At 72.8% G+C, this 13,587-nt stretch carries 10 protein-coding genes and 1 pseudogene; 5 read left to right on the forward strand and 6 right to left on the reverse strand.

Features of this window, described 5'->3' with window-relative positions; all coding sequences use genetic code 11:
• Positions 1-75: 75 nt before the first annotated feature.
• The 4 genes from ABT288_RS17545 to ABT288_RS17560 all read right to left on the reverse strand — a co-directional run bounded on the left by ABT288_RS17545 (position 76) and on the right by ABT288_RS17560 (position 4,836).
• A complete protein-coding gene (locus ABT288_RS17545; protein WP_351608149.1) occupies positions 76-339 on the reverse strand; it encodes a hypothetical protein in 264 nt (87 codons plus the stop codon).
• A 134-nt stretch (positions 340-473) separates the two neighbouring features.
• A complete protein-coding gene (locus ABT288_RS17550) occupies positions 474-2,585 on the reverse strand; it encodes a molybdopterin oxidoreductase family protein (protein ID WP_351608152.1) in 2,112 nt (703 codons plus the stop codon).
• A 98-nt stretch (positions 2,586-2,683) separates the two neighbouring features.
• The gene (locus ABT288_RS17555) at positions 2,684-4,153 is read right to left on the reverse strand and encodes a membrane-associated oxidoreductase (protein WP_351608154.1); all 1,470 of its coding nucleotides are present in this window, start codon (positions 4,151-4,153) and stop codon (positions 2,684-2,686) included.
• A gap of 2 nt (positions 4,154-4,155) precedes the next feature.
• On the reverse strand, positions 4,156-4,836 hold the full coding sequence (locus ABT288_RS17560) for a SanA/YdcF family protein (protein ID WP_351608157.1): 681 nt from the start codon (positions 4,834-4,836) through the stop codon (positions 4,156-4,158).
• Between the two features lie 162 nt (positions 4,837-4,998).
• Between ABT288_RS17560 and ABT288_RS17565 the strand changes: the two genes are divergently transcribed.
• From ABT288_RS17565 to dnaG, 4 genes are all read left to right on the forward strand, one after another.
• Positions 4,999-5,859 (forward strand): sirohydrochlorin chelatase, encoded by an 861-nt coding sequence (locus ABT288_RS17565; RefSeq protein ID WP_351608160.1) that lies wholly within the window; start codon positions 4,999-5,001, stop codon positions 5,857-5,859.
• A gap of 109 nt (positions 5,860-5,968) precedes the next feature.
• The gene (locus ABT288_RS17570; protein ID WP_351608163.1) at positions 5,969-7,246 is read left to right on the forward strand and encodes a deoxyguanosinetriphosphate triphosphohydrolase; all 1,278 of its coding nucleotides are present in this window, start codon (positions 5,969-5,971) and stop codon (positions 7,244-7,246) included.
• A gap of 104 nt (positions 7,247-7,350) precedes the next feature.
• Complete coding sequence (locus tag ABT288_RS17575; protein WP_351608166.1) at positions 7,351-8,616, forward strand: NAD(P)/FAD-dependent oxidoreductase; 1,266 nt, start codon at positions 7,351-7,353, stop codon at positions 8,614-8,616.
• A gap of 56 nt (positions 8,617-8,672) precedes the next feature.
• On the forward strand, positions 8,673-10,577 hold the full coding sequence (dnaG, locus tag ABT288_RS17580; protein ID WP_351608169.1) for a DNA primase: 1,905 nt from the start codon (positions 8,673-8,675) through the stop codon (positions 10,575-10,577).
• On the opposite strand, the gene ABT288_RS17585 is transcribed toward dnaG, so the two are convergent.
• Together ABT288_RS17585 and ABT288_RS17590 are read right to left on the reverse strand one after the other, a co-directional pair.
• Complete coding sequence (locus ABT288_RS17585) at positions 10,574-11,548, reverse strand: nucleotidyl transferase AbiEii/AbiGii toxin family protein (RefSeq protein ID WP_351608277.1); 975 nt, start codon at positions 11,546-11,548, stop codon at positions 10,574-10,576. The two genes, dnaG and ABT288_RS17585, sit on opposite strands and share 4 nt — an antisense overlap.
• A 5-nt stretch (positions 11,549-11,553) precedes the next feature.
• Positions 11,554-12,162 carry a hypothetical protein gene (locus ABT288_RS17590; protein WP_351608171.1) on the reverse strand — a complete coding sequence of 203 codons (609 nt, stop codon included), beginning with the start codon at positions 12,160-12,162 and terminating at the stop codon, positions 11,554-11,556.
• 128 nt (positions 12,163-12,290) lie between these two features.
• On the opposite strand from ABT288_RS17590, the pseudogene ABT288_RS17595 reads away from it, so the two are divergent.
• A pseudogene (locus tag ABT288_RS17595) lies at positions 12,291-13,569 on the forward strand (RNA polymerase sigma factor).
• Positions 13,570-13,587 lie beyond the last annotated feature (18 nt).

The following is a 13,587-nucleotide window of genomic DNA, read 5'->3' on the forward strand; positions in this document are numbered from 1 at the left end:
CCAGGGGCCCTTCGAGTACGACCCGCCCCGCCCGCCCGCCGCCGCTCCGCCGTCCGATCCGCTCCAGGTAGGCGCTCAGGTCGAACCGGTCCATGTCAGCCATACCGGCAATCCACGGCAGCCGGCACCCTCTACACGCAGCCGCCCGCGCGGGCCAGCGCCGCCCGGAAGTCCCTGGCCAGCGCCCTGTCGTGTCTCGGCGTCATGCACCTGCGCGAACGCGTGCCCGTCCTCGGCCATCGCCCGCATCACCGGGACCAGGTCCTTGTGCGGGATGGTCAGGTGGCTGTAGCTGCTGCGGGCCTCCGGCTTGAGCCGTTCCCACTCGTCCCACGCCACGCCGCTCTCCCCCGTACGCATGTCTCAGTCGCCTGTGCTGAGTCCATCTCCACGGAATCCGTACGAACACACCGCCGCCGGTGCCCGCGCTCACCAGGGAAGTCGTACGAACGCACCCTTGCGGCCGCCGGCGTTCATGACGAGGCCCCCGGGGATGTCGCCGTCTCCACCCGCACCGCGCACGACTTGAACTCCGGCATCCGGGACGTCGGGTCGAGGGCCGGGTTGGTCAGGGTGTTGGCGCGGCCCTCGCCGGGCCAGTGGAAGGGCATGAAGACGGTGTCCGGGCGGATGGCGGAGGTGATCCGGGCGGGGGCGGTCGCCCGGCCCCGGCGGGAGGTCACGGTCACCCGGTCCCCCTCGGCCGCGCCGATACGCGCCGCGAGCCGGGGGTGGAGCTCCACGAAGGGGCCGGGAGCGGCGGCGTTCAGCTCGGCCACCCGCCGGGTCTGGGCGCCCGACTGGTACTGCGAGACCACCCGGCCGGTGGTCAGCAGCAGCGGATACTCCGCGTCCGGTTCCTCCGCCGTCGGGCGGTGGGTCACGGGGGCGAACCGGGCCCGGCCGTCGTCCGTGGCGAAACGGTTCAGGAAGAGGCGGGGAGTGCCCGGATGGACTTCGGCCGCGGTGCCCTCCGCCGGCTCCGGGCACGGCCAGAACACCCCGTTCTCCGTGGCCAGCCGCCCGTAGGTGATCCCCGAGTAGTCCGCCGGGCCGCCCGCGCTCGCCCGGCGCAGCTCGGCGAAGACCTCCTCGGGGTCGGTCGGGAAGCCCTTCTCCACGCCGAGGCGGGCCGCCAGCTCGTGCAGGACGTACAGGTCGCTGCGGACCCCGGACGGCGCGGTGACCGCCCGGCGGCGCAGCAGGACCCTGCCCTCCAGGCTGGTCGTGGTGCCCGTCTCCTCCGCCCACTGGGTGACCGGCAGGACGACGTCCGCCAGCTGAGCCGTCTCCGACATCACCACGTCGCAAACGGCGAGAAAATCAAGGGACCTGATCCGCTCCTCGACATGGGCCGCGCGCGGCGCCGACACCACCGGGTTGGAGCCCATCAGCAGCAGCGCCCTGATGTCCGTGCCGAGGGCGTCGAGCAGCTCGTACGCGCTGCGTCCGGGGCCGGGAAGCGCATCCGGGTCCACGCCCCACACCCCGGCCACATGCGCCCGCGCCGTTGGGTCGTCCAGCCTGCGGTAGCCGGGCAACTGGTCCGCCTTCTGGCCGTGTTCGCGGCCGCCCTGCCCGTTGCCCTGCCCGGTCAGGCAGCCGTATCCGGACAGCGGGCGGCCCGCCCGGCCGGTCGCCAGGCACAGGTTGATCCACGCGCCCACCGTGTCCGTGCCCTTGGACTGCTGCTCCGGCCCGCGGGCGGTGAGCACCATCGCCGACTCCGGCTCGCAGAAAAGCCGTACCGCCTCCCGGAGTTGCGGAACCGACACTCCCGTGATCCGCTCCACCTGCTCCGGCCAGTGCGCCATCGCCACCGCGCGCGCCTGCTCCCAGCCCGTCGTCCGCTGTCGGATGTACTCGTCGTCCGTCCGCCCCTGCGCCACCACCAGGTGCAGCAGGCCGAGGGCCAGGGCGAGATCGGTGCCCGGGCGGGGGGCCAGGTGCAGGTCCGCCTGCTCGGCCGTCCTCGTCCGGCGCGGGTCGACGACGATCAACGTGCCGCCGTTCTGGCGCAGTTCGGTGAAGAAGCGCAGGGACGGCGGCATGGTCTCCGCGAGGTTCGACCCGACGAGGATCACACACCCGGTCTTCGGGATGTCCTCCAGGGGGAAGGGGAGGCCCCGGTCGAGGCCGAACGCCCTCGTCCCGGCCGCCGCGGCCGACGACATGCAGAACCGGCCGTTGTAGTCGATCTGCGAGGTGCCGAGCACCACCCGGGCGAACTTCCCGAGCGCGTACGCCTTCTCGTTCGTCAGCCCGCCCCCGCCGAACACGCCCAGCGCGTCGGCGCCGTACTCCCGCCGTGTGCTCCCGAGCCGCTCCGCGATCCGGTCCAGGGCCTGGGCCCAGCTCGCCTCGACCAGCCGGCCACCGGACCGCACCAGCGGCGAGGTCAGCCGTACCGCCGGCGACAGCACCTCGGCCGCGGTACGGCCCTTGCCGCACAGCGCGCCCCGGTTCACCGGGAAGTCCGTCCGTTCGGTCACCTCGACGCCCCCCTGCGGCAGGGGCGTGATGTTCATCCCGCACTGCAAGGCGCAGTACGGGCAGTGGGTGGGCGTCGAGGCGATCGGTTCCATGCCGCCAGCGTGCGTCGGGCGTGTTACGGCCCCGGCCGCTTCCCGTTACACGCCCGGCACGGCGACCTCCCCGCGGGGCCGGGGAGGCCGTGAGGTCCCTACTGCCGGCTCAGCGAGCGGCTGACGCCGGCCGCGATCGTCGTCGCCAGCACCCAGCCGGTGACGATCAGCAGATACGACAGCCACTGGTACCACCCGCGCGGCGCGTACGCCGCCTCCTGGCCGAAGTCGATGATCGGCAGCAGCAGGTCGAGCGTGTAGAAGAGCGGGTTGAACGCGGGCGCCTCGCCGGGCTTGAGCGCGGGCGGATGGTGCAGGGCGAAGGCGAGCGTGCCGGTGCACAGCAGGAGCAGCAGCCAGCCCGCGGCCCGCATCGGGCGGAAGCCGTAGCCGACGGCCGCGTCCTGGAGCCGGCCCCACACCCGGGCGTACGGCGGCAGGGTACGGCGGTGCCGGCGGAGCTTGGCCAGCTGGACGGTGCGCGCTGCGGCGTCGTCGCCCACCGTGCGGTACGCCGTGGCCAACTGCTCGTAGGGGTGGGGAAGATAGCCGTCCGTCTCGCGTTCCAGCAGCGGGAGGCGCTGCTCGGCCGGGAGGTGCGGGGTCAGGACGCGGTAGCTGAGCCCGTCGAGCTGGACCTGCCCGGGCCATACCTCGGGCGGCACGTGCAGCAGGTCGAGCTGGGCCCGGCGCAGATTCACGGCACCCTCGACGGGAGCGGCCTCCCGCAGCCACAGCTCGCCGACGGCGCTGCTGCTGGCGCGCAGGGCCTGGCCGCCCGGATTGGACAGCCGGGCGTAGGCGAGGTTGAGCTGGCGGGGGATCCGGGCACCGCCCAGGTTGACCCGGCCACGGGCCCGCAACCGCATGGCGTGCAGGTCGGTGCCGACCGTCAGGACCTCGGCGTGCAACACGGTCTCGCCGGGGGCGTTCAGCTCGGCGTCGTTCAGGTTCACCTGGTTGCGCACGACCGCGCCGTTCAGGTGCACCTTTCCGTGCGCGACCAGTCCCGGCGCCCACACGTCCGTGGCCACCTCGGCGTGGCCCAGCTGGAGCACCGGCTCCTCCGGGACCTCGCCGGGTCTGCCGAGCAGCGCACCATTGGCGAAGAACGCCCCGGAGATCTTCGCGCCCGCCAGCCGTACCGGACCCGTGACACGGCAGCAGGTGATCCGGAGCGCCCCGCCGACGCGGAGGGTGCCCGCGGTGAGCCCCGGAAGGACCGAATCGGCCAGTACCAGGGCGGGAATGCTCGCCCCGTACAGGTTCGGGGTCTCGTCGAAGTGGCAGGCCCGCAGCCGGACCGGGTGGTCGACCGTGCCGTACATCAGTTGGAGCACCCCGGTGATGCGCGCGCCCCACACCTTCAGCCCGGCGATCCGGTCGCCCCGCACCGGCCCGTCCAGCAGCAGCGCCCGCAGCACCTCCGCCCGTAGCGTCCGTTCCGGGCCCCATGAGGCGCCCTGCGCGGGGTCCTCGTCGTCGCTCTCCCGGAAGTCGACCCCTTCGCCGAGCGGAAAGGCGTCGCGGACGCGGCGCTCGGCGGGCGTCAGATCCGTGATCTCCATGCTCAGTCCCGGGCCCCCGCCAGCGCCTTGGTGACTCCGCTCTCCCGCGGCCCGAGGAACGTCGGATCCGGGTGGAACACCGCGTCCAGCACCGCCTTGCCCGCCGCGAACACCTCGCGCGTCCCGCCGTAGTACCAGGTCACGTCGTGCTTGTCGGCCACCCCGACCCCGTACGAGTCCACCCCTGCCGCTTCGCACAGGGCCACCGCCCGCCGGATGTGGAAGCCCTGGCTGATCAGCACGGCCCGGTCCACACCGAAGATCTTCTTGGCCCGGACGCAGGAGTCCCAGGTGTCGAACCCGGCGTAGTCCCTGACGATCCGGTCACCCGGCACCCCGTGGTGCGTGAGGTAGGCGCGCATGGCGTCGGGCTCGTCGTAGTCCTTGCGGCTGTTGTCCCCGGTGACCAGCACGACGTGGACCCGCCCCGCCCGGTACAGCCGCGCCGCCGCGTCCAGCCGGTGCGCGAGATACGGCGACGGTTCCCCGTTCCACAGCCCGGCCCCGAAGACCATGGCGACCTGGGTCCGCGGGGCGTCCGCCGTCGTGCGCAGCCGGTCCGCCGTGGACACGAACAGCCAGGTCGCCGGCAGCAGCGCCAGCACACACCCGGCCATCACGGCCTGCACCAGCCGCCGCTGCCCCGTGCGGGTGCGCGGCAGCCGCGGTCGACGGATCTTCATATGGCCCCCAGGGATCGGTTCCGACCGGTTCCGACCATGGAGGACGCCACCGGCAGCCGTCCGGTTCGCCTCACATCGAGCATCCGTACGACGTGAAGCAGCGGAAAACGCTCGTGACGGCCCGGCAACGGCCGCGCAACCTGGTGCCGTCAGGATCCTTGCATGACGGCGTCGCACCCTCCCCGCTCCGAGCCCCGCGTCGACCTCGACAGCACGGCGCACCTCATGAACAGCATCGGCAGCCAGCTCGCCGGCCGGCTCCGGCTGGTCTCCCCGCTCGGCCACCGCCGCACGGCCCCGCCCGCCCTCGTCCTGGTCGCCCACGGCAGCCGCGACCCGCGCGCCCTGGAGACCGTACGGACGCTGGCGGACCGGGTACGCGAACTGCGCCCCGGCCTCCCCGTCCACCTGGGCCACATCGAGCTGAACGAGCCCCTGCTCCCGGACACCCTCGCCGCGCTCGGCGACACCCCCGCCGTCCTGGTCCCGCTGCTCCTCTCCCGTGGCTACCACGTCAAGCAGGACATCCCCCAGATGGCCGCCGCCGCACAGGCACCCACCCGACTGGCCGCCCCGCTCGGCCCGCACCCGCTCCTGGTGGAGACCCTCTACGACCGCCTCCTCGAGGCCGGCTGGCCCACGGCCCCCAACCCGGCCACCCGCCGTGCGAGCGCGGTCGTGCTGGCCGCGGCCGGCTCCCGCGACCCCGACTCGGCCACCGACACCCGCCGCACGGCCCGGCTCCTGGCGGACCGGCTGGGCGTGCCGGTCGTCCCGGCCTACGCCTCGGCGGCGACCCCGACGGTCCCGACGGCGATACGGGCCCTGACGGCGAGGGGCCGGCACCGGGTGGCGGTCGCCTCGTACTTCACGGCCCCGGGGCGTTTCGCGACGCAGTGCGCGAAGGCGGCGCCGTGGACGGCCTCGGCCCCCCTGGGCGCGCATCCGGCGATGGCCCGCCTGATCCTGCACAGATACGACCAGGTGAGAGCGGTGACAGTGGCCGAACCGGCCTCGGCTTGAAAGAAGGGCTGCGAAAAGAGGGGGCACGCGGAACTGCGCGACAAGCCACCCACGACCCGCACGCGCCCCAGAACGGAACAGGGCGGACGAGTGGGCATACTGTCGAAGAATGGAAGGCACCGCACTCGACAACGGCCCCTACGACCCGACCTCGGCGGAGCGTTGGGCCCCAGAGCCCGACAAACGCCCCGGCCGCACCGCCTTCCAACGCGACCGCGCCCGCATCCTCCACTCCGCCGCGCTCAGAAGACTCGCCGGCAAGACCCAGGTCGTCACCCCAGGAGCCCACAGCCAGGTATGGGACGCCAGCCCCAGAACAAGGCTCACCCACTCACTCGAATGCGCCCAGGTGGGCCGGGAACTCGGCGCGGCCCTCGGCTGTGACCCCGACCTGGTGGAGGCCGCCTGCCTCGCCCACGACCTCGGTCACCCGCCCTTCGGCCACAACGGCGAACAGGCGCTGAACGCCTTCGCTGACGACTGCGGCGGCTTCGAGGGCAACGCCCAGTCCCTCAGGCTCCTCACCCGCATCGAGCCGAAACGGTTCACCGAGGACCGCTCGGTCGGCCTCAACCTCACCCGTGCCACCCTCGACGCCGCCACCAAGTACCCCTGGCCGCGCGGCGCCCACCCCACCGACCCGGCGTCGCGGAAGTTCGGCGTCTACGAGGACGACCGCCCGGTGTTCGACTGGGTCAGGGCGCACGCCCCCGGCACCCGCACCTGCTTCGAGGCCCAGGTCATGGACTGGTCGGACGACGTGGCGTACTCGGTCCACGACGTCGAGGACGGCCTGCACGCCGGTCACATCGACCCCAACTGCCTGCACGCCGAGCCCGAGCGGCAGGCGGTGTTCGAGGTCGCCATCGGCCGGTACGTCCCCGCGGACACCGACCCGGCCGAACTGGCCGCCGCCCTCGACCGCCTCCAGGACGAGGAGTGGTGGCCGCACGGCTACGACGGCACCGCGGTCGCCCAGGCCCGGCTGAAGGACGCCACCAGCCAGCTCATCGGCCGGTTCTGCCTGGCCGCCGAGGGCGCCACCCGCGCCGCGTACGGCACCGGCCGGCTCACCCGCTACGACGCCGAACTCGTCGTACCACGCGAGGCCCGCATGGAGTGCGCGGTGCTCAAGGCGGTCGCGGACCGGTATGTGATGCAGCGCGCGGAGCAGGAGCGGCTGCGCGCGGACCAGCGGGTCGTCGTGGCGGAGCTGGCGGAGGCGCTCACCGCCCGCGCGCCGGACGGGCTGGATCCACAGTTTCGGGCCCTGTTCGACGGGGCAGGCGACGACCATGCACGCAAGCGGGTGATCGTCGACCAGATCGCCTCCCTCACCGACGCCTCCGCGCGCTCGCTGCACGCGAGACTTACGGGGCATATGTGAGAGGAACATGACCCTCCGTGGCCTGATCGGGTCACTCCCTCTTCCCGCAGCACGCCCGGTGCGGGACGCTCGCATATGGCGGCACCCTTACGAGGAGGCATCAAGTGGTCGACGCGGATCAGACATTCGTCATCGTCGGGGGCGGTCTCGCCGGCGCGAAGGCGGCCGAGACACTCCGGGCGGAGGGCTTCACCGGCCGGGTGATACTGATCAGCGACGAGCGCGACCACCCCTACGAGCGACCGCCGCTGTCCAAGGGCTTTCTGCTCGGCAAGAAGGAACGCGACAGCGTCTTCGTGCACGAACCGGCCTGGTACGCGCAGAACGACATCGAGCTGCACCTCGGCCAGTTCGTGGACCGCATCGACCGCAGCGCGAAGACGGTCCGCTTCGGCGACGACGGCACCCTCGTCCGCTACGACAAGCTGCTGCTCGTCACCGGCGCCGAGCCCCGCCGCCTGGACATCCCCGGCACCGGCCTGGCGGGCGTGCACCATCTGCGCCGCCTCGCCCACGCCGAGCGCCTCAAGGGCGTTCTCACGGCCCTCGGCCGGGACAACGGGCACCTGGTGATCGCGGGCGCGGGCTGGATCGGCCTGGAGGTCGCGGCGGCGGCCCGCGAGTACGGCGCGGAGGTCACGGTGATCGAACCGGCGCCGACCCCGCTGCACGGCGTCCTCGGCCCCGAGCTCGGCGGCGTCTTCGCGGAGCTGCACCGCGAGCACGGCGTCCGCTTCCACTTCGGGCGGCAGCTCACCGAGATCGTCGGCCAGGACGGCATGGTCCTCGCGGTCCGCACCGACGACGGCGAGGAGCACCCGGCGCACGACGTCCTCGCCGCGATCGGCGCGGCCCCGCGTGTCGGCCTCGCCGAGGCGGCGGGCCTGGAGATCGCCGACCGGGCGCACGGCGGCGGCATCGTCGTCGACGAGCGGCTGCGCACGTCCGACCCGGACATCTACGCGGCCGGTGACGTGGCGAACTTCCCCCTCGCCCTGTTCGACACCCGGCTGCGGGTCGAGCACTGGGCGAACGCGCTGAACGGCGGCCCGGCGGCGGCCCGCGCGATGCTCGGCCAGGACGTGACGTACGACCGCGTGCCGTACTTCTTCACCGACCAGTACGACCTGGGCATGGAGTACAGCGGCTGGGCGCCGGCCGGGTCGTACGACGAGGTGGTGATCCGGGGCGACGCCGGCAAGCGGGAGTTCATCGCGTTCTGGGTGAGGGAGGGACGCGTGCTGGCCGGGATGAACGTGAACGTGTGGGATGTCACAGAGCAGATCCAGAAGCTGATCCGTTCCAGGGCCCGGGTGAACACGGAGGCCCTGGCCGACCCGCACGTCCCTCTGGACGGCCTCGCTTCCTGACCACCGGGAACACCGGGAACGGCGGGACTGTCGGTGCACCCCCGTAGAATCGCCTCGTGGCAGGACGGATCAACGACGAGGACGTGAAGGCGGTACGGGACGCGGTCCCGATCGACGCCGTGGTCTCCGAGTACCTCCAGCTGCGCAACGCGGGCGGCGGCAACCTCAAGGGGCTGTGCCCGTTCCACGACGAGAAGTCGCCGTCCTTCCAGGTCAGCCCCAGCAAGGGACTCTTCCACTGCTTCGGTTGCCAGGAGGGCGGCGACACCATCACCTTCGTGATGAAGGTGGACCACCTCTCCTTCTCCGAGGCGGTCGAGCGGCTCGCCGCCCAGGCCGGCATCACCCTGCGCTACGAGGAGGGCGGGTACAACCCGGCCCACCAGCGCGGCGAGCGCATCCGCCTGGTCGAGGCGCACAAGATCGCCGCGCAGTGGTACGCCGAGCAGCTCGCCACCGGCCCCGAGGCCGAGACCGGCCGGATCTTCCTCGCCGAGCGCGGCTTCGACCAGGCCGCCGCCGTCCACTTCGGCGTCGGCTACAGCCCCCAGGGCTGGGACCACCTCACCCGCTATCTGCGCGGCAAGGGCTTCTCCGACAAGGAGCTGCTCCTGTCCGGCCTGTCCCAGGAGGGCCGCCGCGGCCCCATCGACCGCTTCCGGGGCCGTCTGATGTGGCCGATCCGGGACATCGGCGGCGAGGTCGTCGGCTTCGGCGCCCGCAAGCTGTACGAGGCGGACAACGGCCCGAAGTACCTGAACACGCCGGAGACGGCGATCTACCGGAAGAGCCAGGTGCTGTACGGCATCGACCTGGCGAAGAAGGAGATCGCGAAGACCAGCCGCGCGGTCGTGGTCGAGGGCTACACGGACGTCATGGCCTGCCACCTGGCCGGAGTGACCACCGCCATCGCGACCTGCGGTACGGCCTTCGGCGGCGAGCACATCAAGATCCTCCGCCGCCTGCTGATGGACAACGGCAGCGCACGCGTCATCTTCACCTTCGACGGCGACGCGGCCGGCCAGAAGGCGGCCCTGCGCGCCTTCGAGGACGACCAGAAGTTCGCCGCCGAGACCTACATCGCGATCGCGCCCGACGGCATGGACCCGTGCGAGCTGCGCCTGGCCAAGGGCGACGAGGCGGTGGCGGACCTGGCCGAACCGCGGACGCCGCTCTTCGAGTTCGCGCTCCGCCAGATCCTGAGCCGCTACGACCTGGACACCCCGGCGGGCCGGGCGGCCGCGCTGGACGAGGCCGCGCCGATCGTCGCCCGCATCAAGAACAGCGGCGCCCAGCACGAGGTCGCCGTCGAACTGGCCGGCATGCTCGGCATCCTCGACACCCAGTTCGTGGTCCGGCGGGTGGCCCAGCTGGCCCGCTGGGCCCGGGAGGGCAAGGGCCCGCAGCAGCAGGGCCGTCCCCGCGCGGCCGACCAGCAGTGGGCTGCGGCGCCGCGTCCCGCGAACAGCGGCCCGGCCCTGACCCTGCGCAACCCGGTCCACGCCGCCGAACGCGAACTGCTCAAACTCGCCCTGCAGCGCCCCGAACTGGTCTCCCCGGCCTTCGACGCGTACGGCGTGGACGAGTTCACCGCGCCGCCGTACGCGGCCGTGCGCCAGACGGTCGCGGAGGCGGGCGGCGCGGAGTACGGCGTCCAGGACCCGCAGGAGTACCTGGTCCGGGTCCGCGAGGCCGCGCCCGACGACACCGTCCGCGCGATGGTCACCGAGCTGGCCGTGGAGCCGATCCTGCGCCGCACGGTGGACGAGACGTACGCCGGCACGGTCCTGGTCCAGATCCGCCGCCGCGCCGTCGAACGCCGTATCCACGACATCCAGTCCCAGCTGACCCGCCTGGCCACCGGCGGCGACCCGGCCCAGCTGGCGGCCGTACAGAACGAGATGTGGGTCCTGCAGCAGTACGACCAGGCGTTGCGGGAGCGGGGCGCGGAGGCGCTCTAGCGGCCCGCGAAGGTCGGTGTCACCGCCTGCACCAGCCGCTTCGCGAACTCGCGCCCGCGGTGGGCGAACCGCGGGTACTCGGTGACGAAGTGGTCCCACTCGGCGTACTCCGCGGCCTGTGCCACCTCCCGCAGGGTGACCAGCTCGCGGTCCCGGCCGGCGCTGCCCGAGAGCTGGAAGACCCGCAGCAGCAGGTCGTAGGGGAGCGGGTGGGATTCGGCCAGCAGCACGGCGTCGTACAGGTCCTTGCCCTGGGGATGCATGTCGTCGATCAGCCACATCAGCTTCCAGGCCAGCGACAGCGCGGGGGACGCGGCCAACAGCACGGTTCGGCCGGGCAGTTCGACCGGCTCCGGCGGCTCGGGCAGCTCCTCGGTGAAGACGAAGTCCAGCTGCACGTGCCCGCCGGGCAGGCCGGGTGCCGACCAGGGCAGGAGCATGCGGCGGCCGGGCACGCGGTCGTAGGTCCAGATGTCCTCCACGAGGGTGCTCCGGGCCGCGAACCTCACTCCGCCGGCATCCGCCGCCGCCCGCGCCTGGGCCGCCTCCGCGATGCCGTCGAGCATCCGGGGCGTGCGCGCCTCCTCGATCCCCCAGTCCGCCGGTACGACCACGAAGTCCAGGTCACCGGGCTCGCGGGCCGCCTCCCCGAACCACAGGGACATCAGCAGGCTGCCGCGCAGCACCAGGGACTCGGCCCACTCGGAGTCCCCGATCCCGGCCAGGACCAGATGCAGCGCCCGCCGCCGGGCCGTACGCCACGCCTCGCCGCGCGCCGGGTCGGCGAAGGCGGGGTCGGTGGCGCGGTAGGCGTTCTGGTACTGCTTGAGGGCCGGTTCGAAGACGGGCCGCTGGGTCACGTCGTCGCCCGGTACCTGCGTCAGTGTGCTTGGCAGGTCGTTCGCCCGCCGGGTCGCCTCGTCCAGGGGCTCTGCGGGAAGCCGCTCGCTGCGCCACAGGGCGCGCCACATCTCGCTCACGCCGACACCTCCAGCCATCCCTCGTCCACCGACTCGTCGCTGTCGTACAGCACGAACTCCCGCTCCACGGACAGGACTTCGAGCCCGTCGAGCTCCGCGAGCAGCAGGCGCAGCGCCTCTTCGGCCTCGGCGTCCCGCACACCCCGGCAGCGCTGCGTCACGAACCGCTCGTGCCGCCCGCCCTCGCGGACCCGCCGGGCGTTCCACGACAGATGCGCGCCGTGCGGGACGACCCGCGCGGTCAACGAGGTCAGGTCGGTCTCCGCGTCCAGCAGCAGCTTCACGTGGTGCTCGAAGTACCGCCCGCCCCCGCACGGCCCGTCCGGCACCTCCGGTGCGCACGGCGCCGACTCCGTCTTCACCCGGACCGGCGCGAAACCGGCCGACCGCAGTGCCGCCACCGTCCTGGCCGCCCGTGCCGACTGCTCGGCGTACGAGGACGAACCGGTCAGCGTCAGCATCGGCTGGTCCCGCATCCGGCCGCGGGCCAGCACGATGTGCGTCAGCTTCAGCCCGGCCGCCTCCGCCCAGCCGCGCAGCCGCTCCCTCTCGGCGGGGCCGGCACAGCGGACGGTCACATGGGTTTCGTACAGGAGTCCGGACACCCGGGGATCCTCCCAGATCACGGCCGGATACGACGCCCGGTTTTCGGTCCCGGATCACCAGCCGGTCACGAACCGGACGCAAAAAGTCACCGCAAGCCCCTCGTGGCGGGGATGTGTCGTACTCCACACTGGGTCCGGTGCCCGAGTCCCCGGGGCCTGTCCCAGGAGCGCAGGCCGTCGACTCTCCGCTCCCGAAGTACCGCTGCCGCACAGCCTTCAGCAGCGATCATCCTGGAGGTCGCCCCCGTGCAGACCCAGACCCTCAGCCAGACCGACAGCGCGACCAGTGCCACCAGCACCACCGCCATGACCGCTGACGAGCCGGACGCGGAGACGGACGTTGTCGTGGCCGTGCCGCCGCAGGGCCGCGCCGCCCTCCACCCGGAGGCGGTGCCCGCCGAACCCTCGGAACCACCGGCAGAAGCGCTCGCGGACGAGCCGGAGGACGCGGCCGAGCCCGTCGAGACGCCGGTCCCGGCCCGGGCCGAGACCGGCGGGCCCTCGGCCGACCTGTTCCGCCAGTACCTGCGCGAGATCGGCCGTATCCAGCTGCTCACCGCCGCCGAGGAGGTCGAACTGGCCCGCAGGGTCGAGGCCGGCCTGTTCGCGGAGGAGAAGCTCGGCAACGCGCCCGATCTGGACAGCCAGTTGGCGCTCGACCTGGACCGGCTCGTCGTCATGGGGCGGATGGCCAAGCGGCGGCTCATCGAGGCCAACCTGCGGCTCGTCGTCTCCGTCGCCAAGCGGTACGTCGGCCGCGGCCTGACCATGCTCGACCTGGTCCAGGAGGGCAACCTCGGGCTGATCCGGGCGGTGGAGAAGTTCGACTACGCCCGCGGCTACAAGTTCTCGACGTACGCCACCTGGTGGATCCGCCAGGCCATGTCCCGGGCCCTGGCCGACCAGGCCCGCACCATACGGGTCCCGGTGCACGTGGTGGAGCTGATCAACCGGGTCGTGCGCGTCCAGCGGCGCATGCTCCAGGAGCGGGGGTACGAGCCGACGCCCGACGAGGTCGCCGCGCACCTCGACCTGCCGCCCGAACGGGTCTCCGAGGTGCTGCGCCTGGCCCAGGAACCGGTCTCGCTGCACGCCCCGGTCGGCGAGGAGGACGACGTCGCCCTCGGCGACCTGATCGAGGACGGGGATGCCGCGAGCCCCGTGGAGTCGGCGGCGTTCCTGCTGCTGAGGGAGCACCTGGAGGCCGTCCTCTCCACCCTCGGCGAGCGGGAGCGGAAGGTCGTGCAGCTCCGCTACGGGCTCATCGACGGCCGGCCCCGCACCCTGGAGGAGATAGGCCGGCTGTTCGGGGTGACCCGGGAGCGGATACGGCAGATCGAGTCCAAGACCCTCAACAAGCTCCGGGACCATGCCTTCGCGGACCAGCTGAGGGGTTACCTGGACTGAACGGGGGCCGCCCGCCGG

Origin of the sequence: Streptomyces sp. NPDC001093, assembly GCF_040298985.1 — a bacterium.
GTDB lineage: Bacteria > Actinomycetota > Actinomycetes > Streptomycetales > Streptomycetaceae > Streptomyces.

What these genes read in the sequence shown, in the direction of transcription:
- ABT288_RS17550 (WP_351608152.1), bottom strand. Translation starts at nt 2,585, where the DNA reads ATGGAACCGATCGCCTCGACGCCCACCCACTGCCCGTACTGCGCCTTG.
- ABT288_RS17555 (WP_351608154.1), bottom strand. Translation starts at nt 4,153, where the DNA reads ATGGAGATCACGGATCTGACGCCCGCCGAGCGCCGCGTCCGCGACGCC.
- ABT288_RS17560 (WP_351608157.1), bottom strand. Translation starts at nt 4,836, where the DNA reads ATGAAGATCCGTCGACCGCGGCTGCCGCGCACCCGCACGGGGCAGCGG.
- ABT288_RS17565 (WP_351608160.1), top strand. Translation starts at nt 4,999, where the DNA reads ATGACGGCGTCGCACCCTCCCCGCTCCGAGCCCCGCGTCGACCTCGAC.
- ABT288_RS17570 (WP_351608163.1), top strand. Translation starts at nt 5,969, where the DNA reads ATGGAAGGCACCGCACTCGACAACGGCCCCTACGACCCGACCTCGGCG.
- ABT288_RS17585 (WP_351608277.1), bottom strand. Translation starts at nt 11,548, where the DNA reads ATGTGGCGCGCCCTGTGGCGCAGCGAGCGGCTTCCCGCAGAGCCCCTG.